This window comes from Legionella fallonii LLAP-10, from assembly GCF_000953135.1.
GTDB classification, from domain to species: domain Bacteria; phylum Pseudomonadota; class Gammaproteobacteria; order Legionellales; family Legionellaceae; genus Legionella; species Legionella fallonii.
The window spans coordinates 1,675,045-1,701,377 of sequence record NZ_LN614827.1; the positions used below are offsets into that span (position 1 = coordinate 1,675,045).

Genomic DNA, 26,333 nt, shown 5'->3' on the forward strand with positions numbered 1-26,333 from the left:
ATACAGAGCAAGGCGTTATTGAAAAACAAGAGAACATATAAAACTAGGTTTTGTATTGAAAATAAGAAGATACCCACAAGGGGAAAATAATGCATAGAACCACGCAGCTTGTAATGATAACAAAAAAACAATAAAAAAACAGTCTTGACGAAATAATTTTTCTATTTGGTCTCTTTCCAAACTATCAACAGGTAGGACCATGTAAGAAGACACCGAAGGCATGATCAGAGAATGTACCATGAGGGTTCGGGGTATCAGAACTCCTCATTACACAGTAGAAAGAATTGAAGAAATTTAAATAACTAATTGTTTTCTTAATAAAATTGCATCCTCAATGCCGTGACTGTCTTTATAGTATTCTTTCTTGAGTTCGAGTTGTTCAAAACCCATTGTTTGATAAAGATGCAAAGCCGTACTATTACTGGGTCTTACTTCGAGAACTACAGAGCCTACCTCTGAAAGTGAATCGAGAAAAGTTTGCAATAATTTACGTCCCCATCCTTTTGATTGTAACTGCTTGGCAATACAAAAGTTTAATACATGGCAAGTATTATTGGATACTCTAGCAATAATATACCCACCCAGCACCGCACCACTGTTCTCATCCGTTATTTCAAGAACTCGACAATCATACCCAACTAAAACACAATCCCTTAATATGTTTCTACTCCAGGGAGCCACATGAACACTAGTTTCAATGGCATAGACATTATCTATATCCGTTTCTTTCATACGACGAATGCTGGCTATCATTCACAGCTCCTATAGAGTCTATAAGAAATGCTGGGCTCCACAGCCCAGCCTACAATAGTTACTCTTTCTTTTTCTTTTTAGGCAGATAAAGGTCTGTAATAGTCCCTTCAAATGCTTCAGCTGCTTGAGCTATAGTTTCAGATAAGGTTGGATGAGGATGAATGGTCAGAGCAATATCCTCTACATCACAACACATTTCAATAGCAAGAGCGGTCTCAGCAATCAGATCACCCGCATTAACCCCAACAATACCTGCTCCGAGTATACGGTTAGTATCAGGACAGAATAATAATTTAGTCATTCCCTCTTCTCGTCCCATACTTAAAGCACGGCCACTTGCAGCCCAAGGGAATGTAGCCTTCTCATAAGAAACCCCTTTCTCTTTAGCCTCTTTTTCAGTTAAACCAACCCAAGCCAACTCAGGATCGGTATAAGCGACACTCGCTATGCACTTAGGTTCAAAATAATGTTTTTTACCAGCAATGACTTCTGCTGCCACTTTGCCTTCAGGTATTGCTTTATGAGCAAGCATAGGTTGTCCAATGACATCACCTATAGCAAAAATATGAGGTACGTTAGTTCTTAATTGTTTGTCAACAGGAATAAAACCTCGCTCATCAACTTTTACACCAGCTTTTTCAGCATTGATAACACCGCCATTAGGTCTTCTTCCGACAGAAACCAAAACTTGTTGGAAGCATAATGGCTTATCTGTAGCATGCTGCCCTTCCATAGACACATAAACTCCATCTTTTTTGGCTTCAACCGCAGTCACTTTGGTTTTCAAAAGGAATTTTACTCCTTTCTTAGCCATACGTTTTTGCAGAATATTAACTAGATCTGTGTCGGCACCGGGAATAAGTTGGTCCATAAACTCAACTACAGTAACATCTACACCTAAGGCAGAGTAAACCGTTGCCATTTCTAAACCAATAATACCGCCGCCAAGAACCAATAAATCACCTTTAATATCAGCAAGCTCTAAAGCTCCTGTTGAACTGAATATACGTTTGTCCTCAGGAATAAATGGCAAATTAATTGACTCAGAACCAACCGCAATAATTGCGTTATCAAACTCAACCTCTACAGGACCTTCTTTAGTATCTACAGTTATTTGGTGAGTACCGGAAAATTTTCCAGTTCCAGTAATAATTTCTACTTTGCGTTGCTTAGATAAAGCCTTTAGCCCACCTGTTAGTTTAGAAACTACAGAATTTTTCCAAGTTACTAGTTTTTTATTATCCAATTTAGGCTTACCAAAACTGACGCCTTGCTCAGACATCTCTTCAGCTTCTTCAACTACCTTGGCTATATGTAACAGTGCTTTAGATGGAATACATCCCACATTTAAACAAACGCCACCCAAATTATCGAAACGCTCAACCAAAACTACCTTTTTGTCTAAATCTGCAGCTCTGAATGCAGCAGTATAACCACCAGGCCCACTACCTAATACCACCACTTCAGTTTTAATTTTCTTAGCCATTTCAAGCCTCATTTAAATATTATTTTACAAAATCATTAAAATACCAGCAGGTCAAAACTACGCTCAGTATTCAGGAACAAATTTAGCCCGTATCAGTGCCGCGGAATACGAGGTTCCACATAATAGTGAGTAACAAGTCCAGATTACTTCTTTAAATTCACAACTAATAAGAAGAAGAAAAAATCCCGTATTACGCGGCGCTAATACGGGCTGCACGGCAACGTTACTTAAATCTCATAACAAAATTCTTCGGATATCACTCAAAGCTTCACTAATAAAACGCGCAAATCGTGCTGCTTCAGCCCCATCAATCACTCGATGATCATAAGATAAAGAAAGAGGCAACATTAGTCTCGGCTTAAATTCTCCGTTTGTGTAGATAGGTTTAATCGCTGAACGAGATAATCCTAATATGGCAACTTCGGGACTATTTACAATAGGAGTAAATGCTGTGCCGCCTATGCCGCCGAGGCTTGAGATTGTAAAACAACCACCAGACATATCTGCTGGCATCAATCCCTTATCCCTTGCCTTACTGCTTAGTCTTGTCATCTCTTGGGCAATGTCACCAACACTTAAGTGTTCCACATTTTTAATTACCGGAACAACCAAACCATTAGGTGTTTCTACTGCAATACCAATATTGCAATATTTTTTATAAATTAGATTTTCTCCACTAGCATCCAAAGAGGAATTAAATTGAGGATAAACTTGGAGAGCCTTACTCACGACACGACATACAAAAGCAAGAATGGTCAATTTATAGCCAGTGCTTTTGCTGTTTTCTGACTCAGCCTTCCTAAATGCCTCCAAGTCAGTAATATCGGCCTCATCAAACTGAGTAACGTGAGGAATAGTGATCCAAGAACGATGAACATTAGCACCTGTCAGTTTTTTGATTTTATTTAGCGGCTTCGTCTCAATATCACCGAATCGACTAAAATCAATCACAGGGTTACCTGGCAAACTAAAGTTACCTGCAGCAGGCCGCTCATTTAATCGCTCTTTAACATAAGCCTGCACATCCTCTTTAGTAATTCGTGACTTACGCCCACTACCTTTTACCAAAGACAGATCCACACCGAATTCTCTTGCTATACGACGAACAGCAGGCCCAGCAGCAATAGTTCCTTGATACTCAATTGCGTCTGAAGCAATTGGCTCCGCTCTGGAAAGCTCAACACCTGTTGGTTTAGTTACTTCTACAACTGGCTCTGATTTAGCAGCTGAAATACTTTTTTCTACAACAGGCGTACTTTCTACTGAGCCACTAGTTTCCATAGTCAAGATAAGGGTGCCCTGGGACACTTTATCGCCTAACTTAATACCCAGCTTTTTAACGGTACCAGAATAAGGTGAAGGAATGTCCATAGTAGCCTTATCACCTTCTAAGGTTATTAAAGCCTGATCTTTCTCTATTTGCATGCCCGGCTTAACTAAAACATCAATTACATCAACATCCGTAGCTCCACCAATATCCGGTATTGATACGTCAACGGATTGTGACTGAGCGGCTTGCTCTACGGGTTTTGCGGCCTCAGCAGGAGCTTCTGATTTTTGGGGTTGATCAGTTTCTTTAGATGCTGGTTCCGACGTATCTGCAACTTGTTCTGTCTGAACCAAAAGGATAACATCCCCCTCAGATACCTTATCCCCCACTTTTACCAATATTTTGCTTACTTTTCCTGCTTGTGGAGAAGGTATTTCCATACTCGCCTTATCAGACTCTAGAGTAATTAAAGGAGTATCGATGGAGATTTCGTCTCCGACCTTGATAAGAACTTCAATTACATCAACCTGAGTAGCGCCGCCTATATCAGGAACTTTTATTTCTATTTCGTTTGCCATATCTATCCTCAGCATCCAGTTAAATAATATCTCTATTTACTTTAAGATCATCATTTAACTAATGAGTTACTGGATCTAATTTATCTGGGTTAATGTTATAACGTTTTATTGCATCAACAACCTTAGATTTATCTATAGTTCCCTCAGCGACCAATGCATTAAGTGCTGCTAGAACAATAAATTTTGCATCAACCTCAAAGAAATGACGGAGACGTTCGCGTGTATCGCTTCGACCATAACCGTCAGTACCCAACGTAACATAACGATTAGGGACAAAAGAACGGATTTGATCCGCATAAATACGCATGTAATCAGTTGCTGCAATTACTGGACCTTGACGTCCCTTCAATTGAGATGAAACATAACTTTCTTTTGCTTTCTTTTCTGGATGAAGTGCATTATAGCGTTCAGCGGCTAAACCATCACGTCGTAATTCATTAAAGCTGGTTACACTCCAGATATCTGAAGTAATTGAATAATCTTTTTCCAGCATTTCCGCTGCTTGTATTACTTCACGAAGAATAGTCCCACATCCCATCAATTGAACATGCTGTTTTGACTTTTTCTTAGCGTCTTTCAACACATACATCCCTTTGATAATGCCTTCCTCAACTCCTTTAGGCATATCAGGATGTAGGTAGTTTTCATTCATTACGGTAATGTAATAAAAGACATTATCCATTTTTTCATACATGCGATATAAACCATGCTGAATAATGACAGCAAGCTCATAAGCATAGGTAGGATCGTAAGAAACACAGTTGGGAATGGTTGATGAATAGAGGTGGCTATGACCATCTTGATGCTGGAGCCCTTCACCTGCCAAAGTTGTACGTCCAGCAGTTCCTCCAAGCAAAAATCCTCTGGCCTGCATATCACCAGCAGCCCATGCCAAATCGCCAATCCGTTGAAAACCGAACATAGAATAATAAATATAGAAAGGGATCATCGTGAGCTTATTGGAGCTATATGAAGTTGCAGCAGCAATCCACGAACAAAAGGCTCCTGCCTCATTAATGCCCTCTTCTAATATCTGCCCGTCTTTAGCTTCTCTATAATACATGACCTGGCCATGATCAACTGGGGTATAAAGTTGGCCTACAGGAGAATAAATACCAATTTGACGGAATAAACCTTCCATACCAAATGTTCTACATTCGTCTGGCACTATTGGAACAATACGCGAGCTAATTTCTTTGTTTTTCAACAAAATAGAAAGAAGACGCACAAAAGCCATAGTGGTTGATATTTCTCTATCGCCTAGCCCTTTGGTAACTGAAGAGAACTCATCCAATGGAGGGATCTTTAATGGCTCTGCTTGAGTAGATCTGGCTGGTAGATAACCACCTAAAGCCTCTCTATGTTTTTTAATGTATTGAATCTCAGGGCTATTGTCATCTGGTTTATAAAAAGGAACTTCAGCAATTTTTTCATCGCTGACGGGGATACTAAAGCGGTCTCTAAACGCTTTGAGTTGCTCTATAGTCATTTTCTTTTGTTGATGAGTGATATTTTGTCCTTCACCAGCAGCCCCCATTCCGTAACCTTTAATGGTTTTTGCTAATATTACGGTCGGACTTCCTTTATGTTCAACAGCTTGAGCATAAGCAGCAAATACTTTTTGTGGATCATGACCACCACGATTAAGACGCCATATTTCATCATCAGAAAGATTCTCAACCATTTTCTGTAATTCAGGATAGCGATTAAAGAAGTGTTGTCTCACATAAGAACCATCGTTGGCTTTATACGCTTGATAATCTCCATCCACACATTCTTCCATGCGTTTTTGCATCCAGCCGTCTTTATCTTGAGCAAACAAAGGATCCCAACGGGCTCCCCAAATGACTTTAATGACATTCCAGCCAGCACCACGGAATAATCCCTCTAATTCTTGTATAATTTTTCCATTACCACGTACAGGCCCATCTAAGCGTTGTAAATTACAGTTTACAACAAAAATAAGGTTATCTAGTTTTTCTCGAGCAGCAATACTTAATGCGCCCACGGATTCTGGCTCATCCATTTCTCCATCACCAAGAAACGCCCATACTTTTCGTCCCTCAGCTTCAATAAGCCCTCTATTTTCCAAATACTTTAAAAAACGCGCTTGGTAGATTGCTTGCAAAGGACCTAAGCCCATAGAGACCGTTGGAAATTGCCAAAAATCATGCATTAGCCAAGGATGAGGATAGGACGATAGACCATCCACCTCTACTTCTTGTCGGAACAGCTGTAATTGGTTTTCACTTAATCGACCTTCAAGAAAGGCACGAGCATAAATACCAGGCGAAGAATGCCCCTGAATATAAACTAAGTCGCCACCATGCTCTCCGTTCGGACCTTTAAAGAAATAGTTGAATCCTGTTTCATATAAAGTAGATGAGGAAGCATAAGATGCTATATGACCGCCCAACTCAGGCGCATATTTGCCTGCTCTAAGCACCATAGCAACTGCATTCCATCGAATCAAAGCACTAATACGTTTACCTATTCCTTCATCAGGAGGCATTTGCTTTTCTGCATATGGTTTTATGGTATTTCTATAAGGTGTATTTATTGAGCTTGATAATTTGACTCCTTCAGCATTAGCTTTATTCAGGAGTTGCTGTAATAGAAAAGCTCCGCGTTCAATACCATCAGTGGCAAATACAGATTGCAGGGCATCCAGCCACTCGCGTGTTTCAATTGGATCTAGATCAACATTAGGTTCATTTGCCATGAATAAGTTCCCCGACATTCTATAATATTAAGTACAATATGGTACAGATCGTAATTGTTTTTGAATTACTCCCGTACAACCTTGAATACAAGTGGTGTAATCCGATGTACAGTTACAAGTTACTTTGCGGCATTGTAGTGGATCACGGTAAGAATTCAACCCACGAGAAATAAATCCGCCTTGAACTTGCTTTTCATGCACGTATTTAAAAAAATTCTTTGCAGAAGTGTAATTGGATGCAGAAGAACACATACGACAATTATTAGTACAATTTTGCTGGCATGATTCCAAATGCTGCACACAGATTGTTTTGCATAAGTTGATTGTTTGTGGGTCACCTATAATTTTTTGCTTTATGCAACCAGAAAGACCTAACAAAATCATACAGCACGCTATACGCAATAACAAATTCATAATTTAAATCCGTAATAAATTAAAAAGATCATCAATTGTTACATCCAAGAGGCTAATGTAAATAAGGCAATAAAGACCATAAGGACTATAGTTGCATGCTCTATTAGACATTCCGCAACAGGTAGAGGTATTTCATCTGCATCATTAGCACGCACCGCGTGTTTTCCACAGTCACTTAGCATTTGATGATTGAATTCAGGTTTAGCAAAAAACAGCTTGGTAAAAGAAACAAAACCTTTCTGGAAATTACCAACTAATAAATAAAGTAGTGCCGAAATACGTGCGGGAATCCATTCAACAATGTCTGTAAGCTGTTTTGCTTGTTGGTCAACAAAATTAATAGTCTCACATAAAGTGATCAATCTATAAGCCAAGGCACCTATAGGCCCCAAGACAACATACCAAAATATCACAGAAAATAATTGGCTATTCACTTGCGTAAAATAATTCCCTACTGCGGTATCATTGTTTGTCTCTGTGTTTAATTCAGATAAAGGATAAAATGCATTTTGTGGTCCAAGACAATATAAGAAAATAACAATGCTAAAAACAAACCCCACGAAACCAAAAAACATACTGCTAAATAGAAAATAAATAAGAGAGACAACCAAAAGAATAGGAATAATGATTCCGGCAAAATTCATCCAGGGATTGCGAAAGAAATCACTTTTATCAAGTATTTTCTTTATTGATAAATAATAATCACCAAACCAATAAAAACGTTGATATGATGCAGCATGAATTAAAAATCGTTCGCTAAGCAGACATAAGACTATAACCAATAATTTCATTATGTTAATCCTTACGCATTTTATCGGAAAAGGCTATAGGTGTTGGGTATTTTAAAACCACAAAATATGATGAAACAATGAAAGTTAATATTGTTGTAGCCTGAATCAGATTAGAAGCAACATCTGAAATCAAATTGGTACTCAAGGCAATACTGGCAACCAGCAAGGAAAACTCACTACCCTGCCCCAAACGAATACCAACTTCTTTTGCCACAAGCTTCTTTTCTCCTGCGCGAGCTAAAAGAACATAAAATAGGAATGGTTTAATGATTAAAATTAGAGCCGCAAGAATAACTGCCGGAATAATAACTTGAGCTGCAAATCCAAAATTAAATGTTGCACCAATTGAAAAGAAAAACATAACTAAGAAAAAATCTCTTAATGGCTTTAAACTATCAGCAATAAACAATGAAATCGGACTAGATGCTAAAGCAACCCCTGCAACAAAAGCACCGATATCTTCAGACAACCCCATGGTCTGGGCCAATACCGATAGTCCCAAGCACCAGCCTATGGAAAGTAAGAAGACATACTCTTGTGTTCTATCAAATCGAGCTAATAATTTAATTAGGATATATCGTTCAAATGCAAATGCAAACAAACATAATGCGGGCAATGCAATACCAACCAAAAGTAAATCATTAAGAGATAAGGCTCCACCTTGTTTCGCCCCATTAATCAAAATGAGAATGATTATTGCGATAACGTCTTGCATTAACAATACACTAATCATCACCTCACCTGTATGTTGGTGATGTAGTATAGTAGTAGGTAATAATTTTAAACCAATAATGGTACTAGAAAACATCATCGATGCCCCTAATACCCACGATTCGGTTACAGTAAGTCCAAACGCCCTTCCAATAAGGAAAGCAATTACCGCAAAAAATACAGAACTAATAATAGCAATCCATGTGACTTCTTTTAGCATATGGATTAAGTTTTGTGGTTGTAAGTGCAAACCTAATAAGAATAACAAAAAAACTATTCCTATATCTCCGATTTGTTGCACCATAGTAATATTAGGAACTAATTGTAACCCCCATGGACCCAGAATAGCTCCCAAAAGTATATAGGCGACCAATAAGGATTGTTTTGTATATAAAACTAGTGTAGATAGAAAAGCAGCTCCAGCGAATATTAAGAATATTATATAAAATACAGAGCCATTATGCATCGTTAAATTGCCTCACTAGTTGATTAAACAATAAGTCTTTAAGTTACAGTAGTAGATTTTAGCTATTAATTAAATAATTAGCTATTAATTATTCTATAAAATGAGAGGTTATCATCACTCTATAGAATAACTTTTTACTTTTTAACAAATAAGAAGTTATTCTCGCCTGCATACTCATTCAAAGAAAGTTTCATTAGAGAATTCATACGATATCTTAAATTAAGAGGTTCTATTAATTATGAAGGGAAGTTTGAGTCATCTTTCTTGACAAGAAAACTTAGAGACGAAGCATTTATAATTCAAATAACTGCTTATTGCTTTCTAAAAAATCTACACGCGAACCTGTATTATATTGTTCTCTAACTTAAAATGAGTATAAAAAGCAGTAGATTTTTTCAATGTTTTTATACAATTCGATTCCTATAGGATGATGCGAAGAATGGCCATGAATAAGATGAACTATTCCTGTATCAATTAATTCATGAGCAAATACTTGATGCTGGGCAGGAATTTGATACACCCAGTTAGCCCCCAATGAATGCTAATAATACAAAAATCCCCTAGCTGCTTATACGACTCTATCTTTTTTTATTTTCTTAATCGTCTTAGAACTTAAATCGTCAAGCAACCAAACTCCTGGTTCAGTTTTAGTAGCCCCCAAAATATATTTCCCATCGCACCATCTTGGAGTACTCTCATTAACCTCTTCAGCAAGAGAAACATAGTCTCTTGCATCTTTAACGTATGATTCATAAATTTGTGGTTCAACAGGATGAGATAATATTTGATCTATCCCTCTGCCAATCATAACATCGCCACATAAAAAAATTTTTAAGGAGACGTCTCGTGACATATTAGCAGTTCCTTTTCAAATTTATCTAACCATAGTGAAATGGTCAGTTTTACATCTAACTCAGACTAAATTAAAACTGAAAAGGAACCTCTCACTCCATTTCTTGCTAATTGTGATTTTAAACCATCAGCCATTTTTTTAGCTGCAAATGGACCTACCCTGACTACATAATGCTGTTTGTAATGCTCAATAAACACAGGGGATGGAGTAACACGAGCCAATTTATCTTTTAACTGTTTTGCTAAAACTTCAGATGAAAAAGCCCCTGCTTGCAGATAATAATGCGCTTGGCCAGAAGGGCCAGCTAAAGTTTCTATTTCAACTCGAGCAGTTCCCCGAGGAAACACTCCCAACTTTAATGCGGCAGCATAAGATAAATCAATGACTCTATCCGCATGAAACGGCCCACGGTCATTGACCTTAACTACCGCCTCGCGTCCGTTATCTAAGTTTTTTACTTTCACATAAGTGGGTAGGGGTAGTGTTTTATGGGCTGCAGACATCACGTACATATTATACGGCTCACCACTTGATGTCCGCTGCTTATGAAACTTTGTTCCGTACCAAGACGCAATACCTCTTGTTTTATATCCTGTGGAACTTTTCATCACCTCATAAGTACGGCCATCCACTTTATATTCAGTTGGATTACCATATCGACTTAAAGGTTCTTTTGCGGGAACAGGCTCTTTAAAGCTAACGTTGTGCATTTTAGTTGGAGCACCGTCTTGTTGGATGGTATAGCGATTCCCTTTATTTTTATATCTATTGTATATTCTGCTATCAGTGTGTTTTGTTCGTCCTGAATATTTGTTAGTTGAATTGGTTTCATTAGTAGAATTGTTAGTGCCTGTACCCTGACAACCAGCTATAAGTACACTTAGGGCAATTAATGTTTTTCTCATATGCTCTTAAATATAATTATTATTTGTGCCTAAACTATACCTGAAAAAAAAAAGTTTTTCGAAGTTTTGCTCCCAAATAATTTTAACACATTCAAAAATTTGAAAAAAAAAACAATATTTTTACTATGCTATTTGGCCGCTAGTAGTTGGTTATGCTAGTATATCCCCATTTTGTAACTACTTCAGGTAAATAAATGAGCAGAGCTACCTCTTTTTTATTAACGACACTGTTTTTTATCACTCTTTTTGTGCAATCTACCAATTCGACTGCAGAAGATTCATTGCCTAATAATGATTTGCAAAGACCGTCCCCTACTGTTACTAACAAACCTTTAGTGACTCCTGCAGCACCAGCCCTTAATGCCAAAGCCTACATTCTTATCGATGTAAATAGCGGTAAAATTATTGCTGAAAAAAATAGTGAAGAGCGTTTACCTCCTGCTAGTTTGACTAAGATGATGACATTATATGTTGTATCTAACGCACTACATCAAGGCCAGATACATTTAGATGATAGTGTAAGAGTTAGTCGTGATGCATGGAGAATTGGTGGTTCCCGTATGTTTATTAAAGAGGGCCAACAAGTTTTAGTTGAAGATTTATTAAAAGGCATCATCGTAGACTCCGGTAATGATGCTTGTGTTGCCATGGCTGAGCATGTTGGAGGCACTGAAAACGCCTTCGCTGACATCATGAACCAGCAAGCACAAAATTTAGGAATGAAAAACAGCCACTTTACTGACAGTACAGGTTTACCAGATCCTAATTTATACACAACTGCTAAAGACCTAGCTATCTTAGGTAGAGCATTAATTAGTGATTTTCCTCAATACTACAGCTGGTATAAGCAAAAGTGGTTTACTTATAATGGCATACGTCAACCCAATAGAAACCGTTTATTATGGAGAGATAACCAAGTTGATGGATTGAAAACTGGACACACAGCTGAAGCAGGCTTTTGTCTTGTTTCCTCAGCAAAACGTGGCAACATGCGTTTATTAGCTGTTGTATTAGGAGAACCTAATGACTCATCTCGTGCAGATGATAGTGAAAAATTACTAAACTACGGTTTTAGATTCTTTGAAACGCATCAATTATATAAATCAGGCCAATCCATCTCCGAAATGCAGCTGTATAAAGGTGCAGTTGACAAAGTAACTGTTGGATTAACTGATGATCAATTCATTACGATTCCAGCAGGCCAATACCAAAGACTGAATATTTCAACTAACGTTCCTTCTTATTTACAAGCCCCTATAAATAAAGGCGATAAGGTGGGTGAGTTGGTAGTAAAATTTGATGATAATGTAGTAGCTACCCGTCCTTTATATGCACTGCAATCAGTTGAATCTGGTGGATTTTTTACGAGAGCCAAGGACTCAATTCGCTTAACATTCAAAAGCTGGTTTGGCTCTTAGGAATGAGTATTGCGTTCGTAAATGGTGAGTATTTAGATGCCGCCGATGCAAAAATATCAATATTTGATCGCGGTTTTCTATTTGGAGATGCGGTTTATGAGGTGATGCCTGTGTATAACGGGCAGCCTTTTTTTGTTAAAAGACACCTGGAACGCCTCTATTCTAATTTGAAAAAAACAAAAATTAACATCCCTCAATATAACTGGCATGAATTAATTCAACGGCTTATAATTGAAAATAATGGTGGTGATTTACAAATATATATTCATGTAACTCGCGGAAATCAAGGTTACCGAAAACATGATATCCCATCGACCATTACGCCATCAGTTGTAGCATTTACCATTCATAATCATTTTCCATCTGAAACTGATAAAGAAAAAGGAATAAGAGCCAAACTGATTGAGGATATTCGCTGGGCAAGATGTGATATTAAAACAACATCATTAATTGCTAATATTTTACTAAATGATGAGGCGGTTTCTTCTGGATTTGAGACGGCAATTTTAACGCGCAATGGGAGAATAGCTGAAGGTGGAACTGCTAACATATTTATAGTCACCCAAGATGAGGAAATTAAGACGCCTCATTTAAATAACTCATGTTTACCTGGGATTACCCGGCAAATAGCTATTGAATTAATATCTGATTTAAATTGGACGTTTAATGAGACTGAAGTAACCACTGAAGAGCTTTTTAAAGCCAAAGAGGTCTGGATCACTAGTACTACCAAAGAAATAATGCCTGTTACTATGATTAATGATTGTTTTATTAATAAGGGTAAAATTGGAACGTATTGGCGAACGATTAACAACTTATATGATCAACTATTACGTTAAATTATGACTAGAACTACTCTAATAGAATTCCCATGCTATTTTCCGGTAAAAATAATCGGGGTTAACTCTCAAACTTTTATTTATGAAATAAGAGAAATTACTCTCAAACATTTCCCGACCTTTAAGGAAGCAGATATCACCCATAAACTGAGTCAAAAAAGTAATTTTCTAGCGATTACTACGACCGTATATGCAGAAAACCAGGAGATACTAGATGCCTATTATCAAGCCTTAGTCAAGCATCCAGATATCAAAATGGTTTTGTAATGAATATTCATTATTTAGGCATTCAAGACTACGACGAGGTATGGTTAAAAATGAAAGAATTTACCGTACATAGAGATGTTGTAACTCCGGATGAACTATGGCTTCTACAACATTATCCAGTTTATACCCAAGGCCAAGCTGGAAAGCCAGAGCATATTCTTAATCATAATTCTGTTAAAGTTGTACAATCTGATCGTGGCGGTCAAGTAACCTATCATGGTCCAGGACAGCTTGTAGCTTATGTATTAATGGATATCCGTCGTAGAAACCTAGGTATCCGTACTCTTGTATGCCAATTAGAGAAGATACTGATTTCTGTTTTGGCACAATATGAAATCGAATCTAATATTCGTTGTGGGGCCCCAGGAGTTTATGTACAAGAAAAGAAAATAGCCTCTATTGGGCTTAGAGTTAAAAATGGTTGCACTTATCATGGAATAGCCTTAAATGTTGACATGGATTTAACTCCTTTTTTAGGAATTAACCCTTGTGGCTTTGCAAAAATGGAGATGACTCAAATGAGCCATTTCCTACCTACTGTTAGTTTAGAGGAGGTAAGCCAGCATTTTGAGCGAGTTTTTTTAAATCACTTTAAATAACGAGAAACGATGAATTTGTTCGTAGATTATATTCAACCGCTCACAGATTGGCTCCAAGCAAACCCTAGATGGTCTTTATTTATCACATTTATTATTTCCTTGGCTGAATCCTTAGCCATAATAGGCAGCATCATTCCTGGCTCAGTCACTATGACTGCTATTGGTATACTGGCAGGATCTGGGATTATGCGTATTGATTTAACACTATTAGCAGCAACCTTAGGTGCTGTTTGTGGTGATAGTCTTAGTTATGCCTTAGGCTTCTTTTATAGTGAACGATTAGTCGAAGTTTGGCCATTTAAAAAATATCCTCAGTGGTTAACATATGGAAAAGACTTCTTTGCCCGACATGGCGGTAAAAGTGTATTGATCGGACGTTTTATCGGCCCATTACGCTCACTTATTCCTGTAATAGCAGGAATATTACATATGAAACAATGGCGTTTTTTAATTGCTAACATCTTATCGGCAATTGGCTGGGCGCTATTATATGTCATGCCAGGTGTTTTAATTGGGGCAGCAAGTCACAGCCTTTCCACTGAAAGTGCTACTCGTTTATTCATTGTTATATTAATTACACTCGCCGCTATTTGGTTAATCGGCCTGCTTCTTAAGTGGTTATTTAATAAAATAAATTTGTTCCTAAACAATTATTTACATCACTCTTGGCTGAATCTCAAAAACAGATCTAAATTATCTGGCCTCTATTATGCAATTACACCAGACGAAGAACAGAATCACTACCCAACAGCCGCGCTCCTAATTACGAATCTATTATGTCTAGTTTCTCTCATAATACTCACTATCTTTAGTATTAAAATACAATGGCTGAGTTTCATTAATTACCCTTTTCATTTAATTACGCAAAGTTTTCATGCTCCTTTATTAAAGGCATTTTTTATTGTTTGCACCCAACTAACTAGCACCATTACCATTGTATGCCTTTACCTCCTTTGTTGTGTTTGGTTTCTTTACCACAAAAATGTTAAGGTAATTGCTTATTTTACTAGTATATTAGTTTCAAGTAGCTGCCTGGCCTGGGTATTAGCGTACCTAATCAATAGTCCTAGACCTCAAGACATTCAAGTTGTTCTAGCTGGTTCTTCGTTTCCGGCAACTAATATTGAAGTGGCCACCGCTTTTTACGGATTTATTTTATTTTACATTAATAATCCATATACGTTACTGACTAAAAGTATTAGATCTTTTATATTGATCGTCCTAGGATTAAGTGGACTTGGAGCGGTTTATTTAGGAGATGTTTGGCTTACAGATACTCTGGCAGCCTATTTTGCTGGTGCTAGTATTTGTTTAATACATTACCTGATTTATAGAAAATCGCATTTTGGCCATTTAAAAATAACTCAGCCAACCACTATTCTTGTATCATTGTTGACTGCAATAATATTCTCTATGGCTTTATCCACTTATATTAACTTTAAAATTTTATCGTATAATCATACTCGCTACTGCAAAGAATATACCTTGAAAAAAGTTACCTGGTGGAACCAACAAGCCCCCATTTTACCGATATACCATCTTAATCGCATTGGTAAGCGAATTAGTCTCTTAAACGTTCAGTATGTAGGTGATCTAGATTTACTGCAAAATAGTCTGGAGGCACATGGCTGGGAAACACATAGTGAATCTTTTTTCACTAAATTACTCATGAGAATGAATACTCAATCAAATGAGATTAAGTTTCCATTATTAGCTCAATTATATGAAAATAAATCTCCTGAATTAATTATGACTTTCCAGGACGCTCAATCCAACATAATTCTAGAACTTGATATATGGGAATCAAACTATCATATTAATGAATTAAACAGTCCTTTGTGGATAGGTACGATACACCAGAATGTACGTGATTATAAAAAGAAAAATATTCAAAAAGAAAACCCACCTCAATTAACTAACCCATTAACTTATTTAATGCCTGCTTTAAATAAATTTACTCTAAGACGAATAGAGCTTCCTCAAAATATGGTAAACACAATGCTATACCCTACTGCTCCAATAATTTTATTAATAAAAGATCCTGATACTGACCATTAGATATTTGTTAGGTGAGGTATTTTATGGGGCCTTCTAGCCATATAATAAATTAGCTGATATAAATATAATTCAAATTAACTAATAGAGCATTTTATTTTAAGGGATGGGATCAATGTATATTTTAGCTAAATTTATCCACTGTCTCTTTCCACTAATTGCTTTAGTTTTCTTAATTATTGGAATAAAAAGAAATACTATTTACTATGTTATTTCTTCGTTATGGCTAAGTCTTATTGCACTGATTATTCATTATCAATCTTCAGGTAGCCAAATTTTAGGAAGTTATTTTAACTATACTAATGCTGCAATCTATACTCTCAATTTAATTACATTATTTATTGCTTTAATTCGAGTCATTTCTCACTTAAGTAACAATAGCATTGCTTTTAAATACATAAGCAGCTTAATGCAATCATTTATTGCAATAGGTTGTTTATTAGTTATTACCAATCTCTGGATTAATGCTTACTTCATTGAAAATCGAATGGATGGAACTCCAATTATGCAAGTAGCATTACTTAAAAAAGCAGATTACTGTAATTATAAATACATATTTTATAAAGTAACCACCAACGGTACTATCGTTTACTTATGCCCCAATTTTTATGGATTTATACCGTCCATAGGCCATTTATCAATTAGCCCTGATTTTATTGCAACACAACCACGGGTCCTGTGGAACCATACAACGCAATTTTCTGTGAAACATCAATAAAATCACCATCTATTTCAATTACTTTTTGTCGCTATTGGAAAGTGAAGTCCTTTCCCATATTTAATAAAAATTTCTCTATGTCATTTAAAATCGCATCTTCCAATGTTTTCTCACCATTTAATACTTCAGAACTTAAATATGAAAATATATAAAAGTACTAAAATGGGCTTTTATTGAACCCACCGGTGTGTGTTAAACTTTTGAACGATCAAAGAGAGTTCCATTTGCAAAATAATTCAAGCACAGCCGAATCTGTTTTCAAGTCCTAACACCTTTTGCCGTTACTTATCCCTAATTTCTTGAGGTAAGTGATATGGGTAACAGAACAAATAATATAAATCCTTATTTTTTTTTACTCAGTTAACTCATCAAGACATGATTTAAAAATATAAGCTGTGGACGTTTGCCTGACGATAAATTTTTTTCTCATCAAATAAATTCAGTTCTTTTAAATTATATAGGACTATAATTAGTCATAGTGGTTTTAATTTGTCCGTGGTGCCATATGCCTACCTTCGCAGAACAAGTATTAAATAGAGCACAATCAGAATTTATAAAATCAAGGGGTTCCAGTCATCCAGATCTTAAATCAACAATTTTTTTAAAAGCAGATGATAACGGTAATCTAAAGGGGCCGTTTAAAAAACTGATTGACCATTTACAATTGGCAAAGTATCCCCATCCACCATTTACCTGCAAGCAACAATCTATTGAAATCAATGGCACAATAAGACCTGTTACTTATATCAAAGCAGAAGGACAAATAAATTTGTCCACTGAGCAACTACATCAAGTCAACGTCAATTCGCTTTTGTTAAGAAAGGTGGCCCTAGCTGCAACACTGGAAGCCTACGCTACTCAGCATGTAAAAGGAAAAAACCAACTAAAAGCGATACGTAGTCAATTAGAACAGCTGGTGAATGAGTCAATCCAGGAAGCAATCGAACAAGCCAAAGACCCTAAACTAAATATTGATGCCTATGATGAAACCAATAAATTTATCAATAAATTGGGAACCATATTAAATAATAATACGCAACTTAAAAATCATAATGAAGCAGTTAAGAACATCAAAAACTATGAACGCTATGTTCTATCAGAGATGAATGCAGGAAGAATAATTATCAATGAAAGTACTTTGGATGATAAAAATATCGTCCAAATGGATATTCCTCTGGATGCCCAATTAACTGAGGCACAAAAAAAAGAATACCTTCAAATTATAAGTTCTAAAAAACCAGAATGGTTTCAAAAATTAAACCCTGAAGAACAACGTTGGTATCAAGACCGAGTTAAGCGCGCAACAGAGTCTCCTGATGGATGGAAGAATTTTGCTCAGGAAGTTTATAGTACCTCCGCGATGCAACAAGCGCTTGAGATGAAAAATGCCCGAAAGAATTATTTTTTTATCGATGGGCAATTACAGAGCGAAAGCACTAAAAATGCCACGCTCAATCCCATAGAGGTGCCGAAAAAGGAAAGACAAAAGCTCACTATTCAGAATGCTGAACAACTAATCGAAAACCAGATACAGGATGCCACTGAACAGTTTAGAAATCATTGGGGATTAAGTCCCGATGCAAAATTGCCAGGCAAAATCATGATCGCGAGCCAAAGCTTGCTAAGTCCCTTCTTGGGGATAGCCGATGACAAGATGATTAAAGCGCAAAAAGAAGCGATTGAACATTTAGCAAATGATCCACGATATAAAGATAAGTATCAAATAGTCTTTGGCAATGATGCCGTTAACATTTTCCGTAAAGCTCAGACTATTAATTGGAAATACACCGATAACGTGATGGACTATTCAAGAGATCTGATGGGTAAACTTCAACTTGCGGGGGTTGATAGTAACCATCCTCAAATGAAGTTAATGAATGAAGCCCTACGTCGGTTGGAGGAGCTAAAAGACGCACCAGACTTGAAAGATCGTAATAAAGCAGCATTCAAAACAGCGCTTACTTCTATACTTATTGAAGCGTCAGGGGGTAAAGTCAGTACCAATTGTAAAAGTGGCAAAGATCGTACTGGACTTGAGGAATTATATCATAATGCAATGTTAACTTATTATTCAGTATATAATGAACTTCCTGGATACAATGATCCTCCTGAAAAAAGAGAGCGATTCATTAAGATTTTTTCTCATTTATTCAATACGCTAAAAATTCATGAGTCTGCTTCTGGTAACACGGTTGGGGCATTTGGTATTAAAGATAGTGCAAAAATGCTCTGTCCTGATATAGCAAAAGCATTAGCCGCTAACTATACCGCGAGTAATAGTAGAGCGAATATAAATAAAACTGAAGAAGCATTTGTAAAAAAAATAACCAAATCATTTGACCAGGGTAACGCGGTTGTTGAGGCGGATGTGTTCAAGGATTTTGCGCAGGAAAGACTGGAACGTCGTAAACATGAACTAGAACAAAAATCGGGTAATAAAAAAAAGAAAATTGATGCATTAGATCAATTAATCCTGGACGTAAAAAATAGTCAAGACTTGATTCTCACCTTAAATAAATTTCTGTCCGATGAAAAGAACAAAAGTATTTTTTCTTCTAAATTAGGAGTACGTGAAGATCTAACGATTAAATTGATAAAAAAAATTATTAAAGAGTGCGAAGCCAACAAAAAATTAATTGAAGAAAATAATCAACATAAAAAAAGAGAACAAGAATTACAACAAAAAGCTAAAAAAACTCCGGAAAAAGATATTAAACAGCACGTACAGGAATTAAGAACCACGATTAAAGGGCAACAGAGTGAAATTCTTCTGGTTCAAGAGTCACTTGTTCAGCAGAAAAAAAACCTGGAACAAGAAAAAAATAAGCTTCTACAATTCAAAATTGAATTAGCACGAGTAGAACAAGATTTAGGAAAAAATACACATAAACTTGCCGAAATAACGGCAGAATTGATTGTTCAACGGAACCAATTAGAAGCTTTATCTACCGCATTGAGTCATGAGAAAGAGATCGCCAAACAGATTGATGAACAGTTGAATCAAGAAATTGAATCATTTAATCAACTGAATACGACTCTCGAAAGTCAAAAATCCGATCTATATCAATTGGAAGAAGAGTTACAACAACAAAAAGAAGAAGTTGTTTCAATAACAGAGGAAATTAACACTCAAACAACAACTCTCGAACAGTTAAGGGTTGATCATCAAAAAGAAAATAATAAATTGAATATCCTTACTCAGCTACAAAAAGAAAAGCCAGCTCTTGATGAGTTAATACATAACCTTAATAAAGCTCAAGAACAAAAAGGGGCTTTAGAATCTAAAAAAGCAGGGCTAAAAAAAATACAAGAAGAAATTGTAGAAAAAGAAGTTAATAGATCGCGAATAAGCAAAGTGCTCGCCTCAATTGTTTCATTTTTCAAATCCTTATTTAGTTCATCTAGAAATGCGATGGAAGATAGTCGCCCCGTCACTCCAAAATCAAAAGAAATTGAGGAATTAACCTCTGAAATCGATAAATTAGAAAAACATATAGAACTACAAAAACAAATTGTTCAAAATCAAAAAGATAAAGTAGAACGTTTAGAAGCAGGTATTGATGAGAAAGCCAAAGAGGATATAAATCAAGGGTTGAAAGAACAAACCGTAAAAGTTATGCAATTAGACACTAAAATAACGAAAGCGGAACAACATATTGAGCAACTTAAGGAAAACGAAGAACAAGGTCGCTCTAGAATTAAAGAACTTGAAGGAAAAATTAATCGCCAAAAAGAGCTTATCAGTAATTCTAAGTTTGAGGTTGAAGGAAAAAAATTATCCATAGAAGAACAACGAATGCATTTAAGCACACAACAAGGCTCCATCGAAACAATGGAGGGTGATATTGTCAATAAGCAGCAATCAATAAAAGAAAAAGAGATGTCGACGGATGTTTATAAAAAGGCCATTCACAAAGATGAAACAGAAGTACATAATCTCCATGGAAAGATCACCAAACAAGAAGATAAAATTCAACAACAAGAAAAGCTGTATCAAGGTCAAGTGGATAAGAGTGCAGAACACCCTATTCATCCGACTAGCCCTATGAAGCAAAGACTCCAAGAATCGAAAAGCCAGGCAAAAAAGCACATTCAACAAGACGATCCAAAAAATGAAATCACTCCAATTAGACTTAGGTAGCCTCGGACATTTCTGAGACTCTGATTTACAATCTCTATCTGATGGTTGGGGTGAATAGAACGGCCAGCCCCTCTAATAAACAATGTTTCATATTAATTAAAGATAAGCTGCTAGCCGAAGATGAACCTTTTCTCTGACAACTATTAATCAAAAAAGATAGAAACGGCAAAAAGCCTATGATTTTATTGAATGGATCACCTTCGGAAAAGAAGGTGTTATTCAAGATAACAATAGTATAATTTAGCAAAAGGTTATCGCATTTGGCAATCAATTCACTGGGGCTTCATGGCAGAAAACAATGAAGAGGTAGATGCCTTCTAACAAGGCTGCAATTGCTTCAGGCGCAAAGGACAATATCTCGCCTCGTGGCTCGACTGGGGTATTATCTTGGCTATTACGCAGCGATCCAGATGGCTATTCATTTGAAGTGGTTCACAAGAGCTAGTTTCGATTTCAGATGCACCTCAGCAACTGTGACCTAAAGAACGAACATTTTGGGGGTTCTTCCAGTGGTCCTCAACTACCAATACCAATGCCAATGCCAACTAAAAAAACTACTATTGTTACAACAACATAAAGGATGATAAAGTTAGAAATTATATAACAAATTGTCCTTAAGGATACTATTTGATACTATGTCAAAAATTTACCATTGTAATTTTAATATGAAGCGTTTTATTTTATTATTTTTGGTGCTTTTCTGTCTTGATGGTTTTGCCATGGCTCCTAAGCCTAATTGGGATCAGGCTATTGAGCGTGCAATTCAACGCTATGGTTTAAAAGTAGAGCCACAGCTTATTTCTTTCTTTTCTAAAGCAGGAGTTAGTTACCCCCCCAAAGAAATAGCCTTACTTGCTTTCAAATCTGAACGAAAGGTAGAGCTCTGGGCGAAAAACTCCAAGAAACAGTGGAAACATATTCATAATTACCCTTTGACCGGTTTTAGCGGACGTCTAGGACCTAAATTACGTGAAAATGACAAACAAATCCCTGAGGGTGTATATAAACTAGTAAACTTCAATCCCTTTAGCAGCATGCATTTATCAATGATGATAAATTACCCGAATAACTTTGACCGAGAAAAAGGTTCCATAGATGGACGCAGGAATTTAGGTAATAATATTTTTATTCACGGAAAAGACTTATCCGTTGGCTGTCTAGCTGTTGGGGATCTTGCTATAGATCAGCTTTTTATTTTAGCTAGACGCGTTGGTCTTGATAATATACAGGTTATCATTGCTCCCAATGATATGCGCAACAAAAAACCAGAAACATCCACATTTGCTCAACCAAGATGGCTTCCAGAACTTTATAAACGCATCGCTATCTCATTAAAACCATTTACTAAACCTAAATATACGGCTTAATGTTGGTCTTCAGTGAACACGTTAAGTTTTTCTAAATAGGGGTTCTTTTCAGGAAGGTACGAAATTTCCCGAAGCCCCCATATAACCCTTTACCAGTCTAGGCTGTAGCCAATAAATCGATTTTTTTGTTAGTCACTAATTTTTCTATAACATCATGTAAATTAAGGCATTCCTTCTTGTTATAAAATTCATAAATTCCAATCAAGTTAATATGTTGCCATGCAACAGGGGAAAATCGAATTATTTTCAAGCATTCTTCTTCCATGTTGTTCTGTTTGTAATGTTCATAAAGTCCAGTCAGAAGGGAAGCATTGTAAAAAATAATACAATTGGACAGTAAACGTGCGCATTCATTATTAATGATTAACTCAATCTCCGTTTTTCCAGTTAATTTCCTACTGCTAATCCTTGCGATAGCTGCTCTGAGCTGGTGGTATGACTCACCCCGATTTAAAGAACGATGCACTGTTTTACGCATCCCTTCATCATCAATATAATCAAGCATGTACAGGGTCATGATAACCTGGTCCAGTTCAATCAATGCCCGTAACGTATCATTTGATTGGTAGGACGATAATTTTTTTACAATAGTGCTTTGACTGCTCTTTTTAAGTCCCAGCGTCGCCATGATTCTTAAAATATTATCCCATTCTTTAATGATTAACCGTACATTTACTTTCTTACTCGGCTTGACCAGCAGCCCTTCATAACGCTTTGGATCATCAAAGCTGACAAGGTTATTTCCCGCCTTTTTATCCAACTGAGTAAATCGTGGCATGAAGCGGTAACCAAAAAGAAAGAGTATGATGAAATTCACGCGATTTATACTGTGCATGTCTCCAGATATGGCAGCGATTTCAATATCACTTGTGTTGCTATTGAGCATGTCGAAAAGATAATGGCTTTCATGTTCGTTTGTACCAATGATTTTTGTGCACAGAGGCAACCAGTTCGCGCATAATGTGTAAGCCGATACCCCCTGACCAAATCCGAAGTATTTTGTTGAAAATCTTGCCATAATTGAATTGAATTTTGTCTCAAGCTTTTGACCATCAATGCTTGCATGAATCCCGTAGTCAGCAAGAGTATATTTTTCAAATATTGGCAGTTTCTTCAAGTGATTCATCACCACGTCACTTGCTTGTGTTAAAGTCATGTGTCGAATAAAATCAGCATAAGTTGACTTTAGGTCATGCTCTTTAACATCGCTGATATCTTTCATTTTATCAATATCAATACCAGTGCCCTTGGCAACCAGACAGGCTGACAATACTGACTCATCGACTTGCTTTTTACTGCCTGTTGGCAATATATGGGTGAATTTTTTCATGAAGTCTGTCTGGTTATGCGTAAACTGTATAATTTTAGCAATACTGGTTAGGGGCATGTTTTCATAAAAAGGATTATTAACACCATCATCTGACTTTTTATAAGGTAAAGTCCAACGAATTGCCTCCCCTTTTTTATTATGCTTCAGTTTGATTTTGTTGTTTTCACCGGAGGCAATCTTATCATTGACCTCTTTGTATCGCGGACCTAATCGGTTGGCAAGATCTTTCAGAAGGTCATTGATATCACTTCCCAGCAGCTTGTTTTCCAAGCGCTTAATGATTGAATTTTTGTTTTTATCCCAGTCTTGTTTGGGATGCAGTTCATCGTTTAAGGCACGGTACGATAAACTATTATAAACGGTGGCTGATCCTGATTTTATGCCCTTTTCAATTTGAAGATACAGCATTATCTCATATCTATCCGCATCAATGTGCTTTGTTTTTTTGCCAGTTGTGCCCACTTTGACTTTTTTAATAACATGGCATCGCGACAGCTTGGGTATAAATTCGACTGGAATGTCTTTGAATGGATAAGAACTGAATGCTTTATTACTGGCATAGTGTTCTTTCAAAAATGCAATTGCTGTTTGTAACTCCTTGTGTTTGCTTTGAAAATCCAGTTCCTTAAATGCTGCGCGCGTATTTAGCTTAATTGCAGATGCTGTTTTGCTGTAATATTCCCAGCGATAAAATTCAGGTGTGAAATTTGGTTTTTTTATTTTTCGTATGAACTGTTGAAATTTTTCCTGTGGCACAATCTCATAAGCTTTTGTTCGTATGGCGTTGTCAGCAACTTTTTTATTGTTTATCAGAGATAAAATAGCTGCGGCTGTATCACGATGGTTTTTGTCATCATCTTTGGCATTAAGTATTGCTTCGGCTTGGTATTCTTCGGCTTCGCCTGTGTAGAAACTCACTTTGTGAGAAAAGCTGCTGATTACATGATCACTAATTTTCAAATAACGATAATGTGCATAGCACATAAGATATAGTCTAGATAAGTTCTTTTGTTTCATAGCGCGCAGACCGTAAACGGTGTGGTACACAGCAAGATCTGCATAGTGCATTATATTTTGTTCTGAAATATCCAGCTCGTTGATTATTTCTATGGATTTTTGATAGAGCGATGAGAGAAATTGATGCTTTTTAATGGAGGCGTTAATCTCCGCAGTTGTAAAATCCTTTTGGTCTTTCTTTAATGTCGTCAATTGATAAAATAATTCATCTTTTTCCAGGAACTGGGCTAATAGTTCTCTAAAAGGCTTGTCCATGAGGTTATAGATCTTGTTGGTTAATCTGTCTTTTTCATTGTTCAGTGCCTCAGATACCATATCCTGCAATGTTGTATAGGATGGCCTGACAATTTTATGCTGATGAAGGTATTCCAGTAGCGAATCGAACACGTATTTTGGCACAGCATGTTGCTTTACCAATTCCCTGGCATAGCGAAGCGCTTTATCCTTATGCTGGCTTGAATAAAGAGATGCCCCATATTTTTTTAAAATGGCATTGCGATTATCATAATGATGCCGCTTGCTGATTTTTGTTTTTGGAAATTTCTCTGTTGGAAAAAATGTTTTGATAACATACCAGGTGTCCTGCCTAATTCCTTGGAACGTAAACTTATAAAAAAATTGCGTGATTCTAAAAAAACTAACTTGCAGAATGTAGTCAATCTTTTTGGGGACGTCGTTGAAAGAGCCAAGGTATGCTTTATCCTCTTCATCCAGTTCAAACACAAAAGGTCGGTCATTGTCGCCAAGCGAGGGTAATTTATATAATTTATTAAAGTCATCACTTGAGAGTATTTTTAGTCGAGCCACAAGCTACCTTTTGTATAGCATAAAACGGACGTTATTATACATCTATTTTGTTGTTATGTTTCACTTTATATCTTTGTAGTAAGCTGTATAATTTAATTAGATATTTGAGGTTAAACATTAACGGACTATTTTTAGAGTAAATTATGGCCAAAACAATCGCTTACATTCGTACATCAACCGATAAACAAGATTTGAACAATCAAAAGCTTGAGATTTTTGAGTTTGCCAAAAAAAATAAACTTGAGGTTGATGATTTTATTGAGATGACCATCTCAAGTAGGAAAACCAGCAAAGAACGCCGTATTGATGAAATGCTATCAGTATTGGATGATGCCGACACACTAATTGTCACGGAGCTCAGTCGGCTAGGCCGAAGCACTGCGGAAGTCATTGGATTAGTTAATGAATTAATCAAAAAACAGGTGCGAGTAATTTCCATAAAGCAAAACCTGGATATGAAGCAACATGATATGAATTCTAAAATCATGATCACCTTATTTTCGCTCTTTGCTGAGTTGGAGAGAGATCTTATTAGTTTAAGAACTAAAGAAGCACTAGCGAATAAAAAGGCGCAGGGAATCAAATTAGGTAAACCTAAAGGCACTGTGCAAAAAAGCAAATTTGATAAGGATATCGATAAAATAAACGAACTTTTAGAGTTGGGTTTATCCGTTAGAAAAATTGCAATTTTTTTAGGGTATACAAATCATATCGGTCTTAATACTTACATCAAAAAACGTGGTATTAAAACTAGCCTACTTGAGTAGGATAGAGTGTGAAAATTCAGTAAATAAAATTCAATCATTTCATCAAATAGTTCCTCTAG

19 protein-coding genes are annotated in these 26,333 nt (G+C 36.5%); 9 read left to right on the forward strand and 10 right to left on the reverse strand.

The genetic code is table 11. The features are described 5' to 3' along the window. Window positions 1-294: 294 nt before the first annotated feature. From rimI to LFA_RS06825, 9 genes are all read right to left on the reverse strand, one after another. A complete protein-coding gene (rimI, locus tag LFA_RS06790) occupies window positions 295-753 on the reverse strand; it encodes a ribosomal protein S18-alanine N-acetyltransferase (RefSeq protein WP_045095511.1) in 459 nt (152 codons plus the stop codon). A 58-nt stretch (window positions 754-811) separates the two neighbouring features. Continuing rightward, window positions 812-2,239, reverse strand: a complete 1,428-nt coding sequence (gene lpdA, locus LFA_RS06795) for a dihydrolipoyl dehydrogenase (protein WP_045095512.1) — start codon at window positions 2,237-2,239, stop codon at window positions 812-814. 234 nt (window positions 2,240-2,473) lie between these two features. Next, window positions 2,474-4,087 carry a dihydrolipoyllysine-residue acetyltransferase gene (gene aceF, locus LFA_RS06800; RefSeq protein WP_045095513.1) on the reverse strand — a complete coding sequence of 538 codons (1,614 nt, stop codon included), beginning with the start codon at window positions 4,085-4,087 and terminating at the stop codon, window positions 2,474-2,476. A 58-nt stretch (window positions 4,088-4,145) separates the two neighbouring features. After that, window positions 4,146-6,809 (reverse strand): pyruvate dehydrogenase (acetyl-transferring), homodimeric type, encoded by a 2,664-nt coding sequence (gene aceE / locus LFA_RS06805; protein ID WP_045095514.1) that lies wholly within the window; start codon window positions 6,807-6,809, stop codon window positions 4,146-4,148. Window positions 6,810-7,261: 452 nt separating this feature from the next. Then, complete coding sequence (locus LFA_RS06810; RefSeq protein WP_045095515.1) at window positions 7,262-8,014, reverse strand: regulatory signaling modulator protein AmpE; 753 nt, start codon at window positions 8,012-8,014, stop codon at window positions 7,262-7,264. A 4-nt stretch (window positions 8,015-8,018) separates the two neighbouring features. Continuing rightward, entirely contained in the window at window positions 8,019-9,191 is a 1,173-nt protein-coding gene (locus tag LFA_RS06815) for a cation:proton antiporter (protein ID WP_045095516.1), read from the reverse strand. 364 nt (window positions 9,192-9,555) lie between these two features. After that, window positions 9,556-9,726 (reverse strand): CapA family protein, encoded by a 171-nt coding sequence (locus LFA_RS20300; protein WP_331709338.1) that lies wholly within the window; start codon window positions 9,724-9,726, stop codon window positions 9,556-9,558. 33 nt (window positions 9,727-9,759) lie between these two features. Further along, entirely contained in the window at window positions 9,760-10,044 is a 285-nt protein-coding gene (locus LFA_RS20305) for a hypothetical protein (protein WP_045095517.1), read from the reverse strand. A 65-nt stretch (window positions 10,045-10,109) separates the two neighbouring features. Next, window positions 10,110-10,949 (reverse strand): septal ring lytic transglycosylase RlpA family protein, encoded by an 840-nt coding sequence (locus tag LFA_RS06825; protein ID WP_045095518.1) that lies wholly within the window; start codon window positions 10,947-10,949, stop codon window positions 10,110-10,112. 194 nt (window positions 10,950-11,143) lie between these two features. Between LFA_RS06825 and LFA_RS06830 the strand changes: the two genes are divergently transcribed. The 8 genes from LFA_RS06830 to LFA_RS06870 all read left to right on the forward strand — a co-directional run bounded on the left by LFA_RS06830 (window position 11,144) and on the right by LFA_RS06870 (window position 22,353). Next, window positions 11,144-12,367, forward strand: coding sequence for a D-alanyl-D-alanine carboxypeptidase family protein (locus LFA_RS06830; protein ID WP_045095519.1), 1,224 nt, complete (start codon window positions 11,144-11,146; stop codon window positions 12,365-12,367). 2 nt (window positions 12,368-12,369) lie between these two features. Further along, window positions 12,370-13,206 carry a D-amino acid aminotransferase gene (locus LFA_RS06835; RefSeq protein WP_045095520.1) on the forward strand — a complete coding sequence of 279 codons (837 nt, stop codon included), beginning with the start codon at window positions 12,370-12,372 and terminating at the stop codon, window positions 13,204-13,206. Between the two features lie 3 nt (window positions 13,207-13,209). Then, complete coding sequence (locus LFA_RS06840; protein ID WP_045095521.1) at window positions 13,210-13,473, forward strand: YbeD family protein; 264 nt, start codon at window positions 13,210-13,212, stop codon at window positions 13,471-13,473. After that, window positions 13,473-14,072, forward strand: a complete 600-nt coding sequence (gene lipB / locus LFA_RS06845; RefSeq protein WP_045095522.1) for a lipoyl(octanoyl) transferase LipB — start codon at window positions 13,473-13,475, stop codon at window positions 14,070-14,072. Before LFA_RS06840 ends, lipB begins: the two co-directional genes overlap by 1 nt. A gap of 9 nt (window positions 14,073-14,081) precedes the next feature. Continuing rightward, window positions 14,082-16,130 (forward strand): bifunctional DedA family/phosphatase PAP2 family protein, encoded by a 2,049-nt coding sequence (locus LFA_RS06850; protein ID WP_045095523.1) that lies wholly within the window; start codon window positions 14,082-14,084, stop codon window positions 16,128-16,130. Between the two features lie 112 nt (window positions 16,131-16,242). Further along, window positions 16,243-16,845: a hypothetical protein gene (locus LFA_RS06855; protein WP_045095524.1), complete on the forward strand. Its 603-nt coding sequence runs from the start codon at window positions 16,243-16,245 to the stop codon at window positions 16,843-16,845. A 505-nt stretch (window positions 16,846-17,350) separates the two neighbouring features. Further along, window positions 17,351-20,986 carry a hypothetical protein gene (locus tag LFA_RS06860; RefSeq protein WP_045095525.1) on the forward strand — a complete coding sequence of 1,212 codons (3,636 nt, stop codon included), beginning with the start codon at window positions 17,351-17,353 and terminating at the stop codon, window positions 20,984-20,986. A gap of 665 nt (window positions 20,987-21,651) precedes the next feature. Continuing rightward, complete coding sequence (locus LFA_RS06870) at window positions 21,652-22,353, forward strand: L,D-transpeptidase family protein (protein WP_157010421.1); 702 nt, start codon at window positions 21,652-21,654, stop codon at window positions 22,351-22,353. A 97-nt stretch (window positions 22,354-22,450) separates the two neighbouring features. Here LFA_RS06870 and LFA_RS06875 read toward each other — a convergent pair whose 3' ends face one another. Next, complete coding sequence (locus LFA_RS06875) at window positions 22,451-25,507, reverse strand: Tn3 family transposase (protein WP_045095526.1); 3,057 nt, start codon at window positions 25,505-25,507, stop codon at window positions 22,451-22,453. 143 nt (window positions 25,508-25,650) lie between these two features. On the opposite strand from LFA_RS06875, the gene LFA_RS06880 reads away from it, so the two are divergent. Beyond that, window positions 25,651-26,274: a recombinase family protein gene (locus LFA_RS06880; protein ID WP_045095527.1), complete on the forward strand. Its 624-nt coding sequence runs from the start codon at window positions 25,651-25,653 to the stop codon at window positions 26,272-26,274. The last annotated feature ends 59 nt before the right edge of the window (window positions 26,275-26,333 follow it).

Excerpts from the sequence above, each read along its gene's own strand:
- LFA_RS06850 (WP_045095523.1), top strand. The coding sequence starts at position 14,082 with ATGAATTTGTTCGTAGATTATATTCAACCGCTCACAGATTGGCTCCAA.
- LFA_RS06860 (WP_045095525.1), top strand. The coding sequence starts at position 17,351 with ATGCCTACCTTCGCAGAACAAGTATTAAATAGAGCACAATCAGAATTT.
- LFA_RS20305 (WP_045095517.1), bottom strand. The coding sequence starts at position 10,044 with ATGTCACGAGACGTCTCCTTAAAAATTTTTTTATGTGGCGATGTTATG.
- LFA_RS06880 (WP_045095527.1), top strand. The coding sequence starts at position 25,651 with ATGGCCAAAACAATCGCTTACATTCGTACATCAACCGATAAACAAGAT.
- LFA_RS06870 (WP_157010421.1), top strand. The coding sequence starts at position 21,652 with ATGAAGCGTTTTATTTTATTATTTTTGGTGCTTTTCTGTCTTGATGGT.
- LFA_RS06830 (WP_045095519.1), top strand. The coding sequence starts at position 11,144 with ATGAGCAGAGCTACCTCTTTTTTATTAACGACACTGTTTTTTATCACT.
- LFA_RS06825 (WP_045095518.1), bottom strand. The coding sequence starts at position 10,949 with ATGAGAAAAACATTAATTGCCCTAAGTGTACTTATAGCTGGTTGTCAG.
- lipB (WP_045095522.1), top strand. The coding sequence starts at position 13,473 with ATGAATATTCATTATTTAGGCATTCAAGACTACGACGAGGTATGGTTA.
- LFA_RS06840 (WP_045095521.1), top strand. The coding sequence starts at position 13,210 with ATGACTAGAACTACTCTAATAGAATTCCCATGCTATTTTCCGGTAAAA.
- LFA_RS06835 (WP_045095520.1), top strand. The coding sequence starts at position 12,370 with ATGAGTATTGCGTTCGTAAATGGTGAGTATTTAGATGCCGCCGATGCA.
- LFA_RS06810 (WP_045095515.1), bottom strand. The coding sequence starts at position 8,014 with ATGAAATTATTGGTTATAGTCTTATGTCTGCTTAGCGAACGATTTTTA.
- aceE (WP_045095514.1), bottom strand. The coding sequence starts at position 6,809 with ATGGCAAATGAACCTAATGTTGATCTAGATCCAATTGAAACACGCGAG.
- lpdA (WP_045095512.1), bottom strand. The coding sequence starts at position 2,239 with ATGGCTAAGAAAATTAAAACTGAAGTGGTGGTATTAGGTAGTGGGCCT.
- aceF (WP_045095513.1), bottom strand. The coding sequence starts at position 4,087 with ATGGCAAACGAAATAGAAATAAAAGTTCCTGATATAGGCGGCGCTACT.
- LFA_RS06855 (WP_045095524.1), top strand. The coding sequence starts at position 16,243 with ATGTATATTTTAGCTAAATTTATCCACTGTCTCTTTCCACTAATTGCT.
- LFA_RS06815 (WP_045095516.1), bottom strand. The coding sequence starts at position 9,191 with ATGCATAATGGCTCTGTATTTTATATAATATTCTTAATATTCGCTGGA.
- rimI (WP_045095511.1), bottom strand. The coding sequence starts at position 753 with ATGATAGCCAGCATTCGTCGTATGAAAGAAACGGATATAGATAATGTC.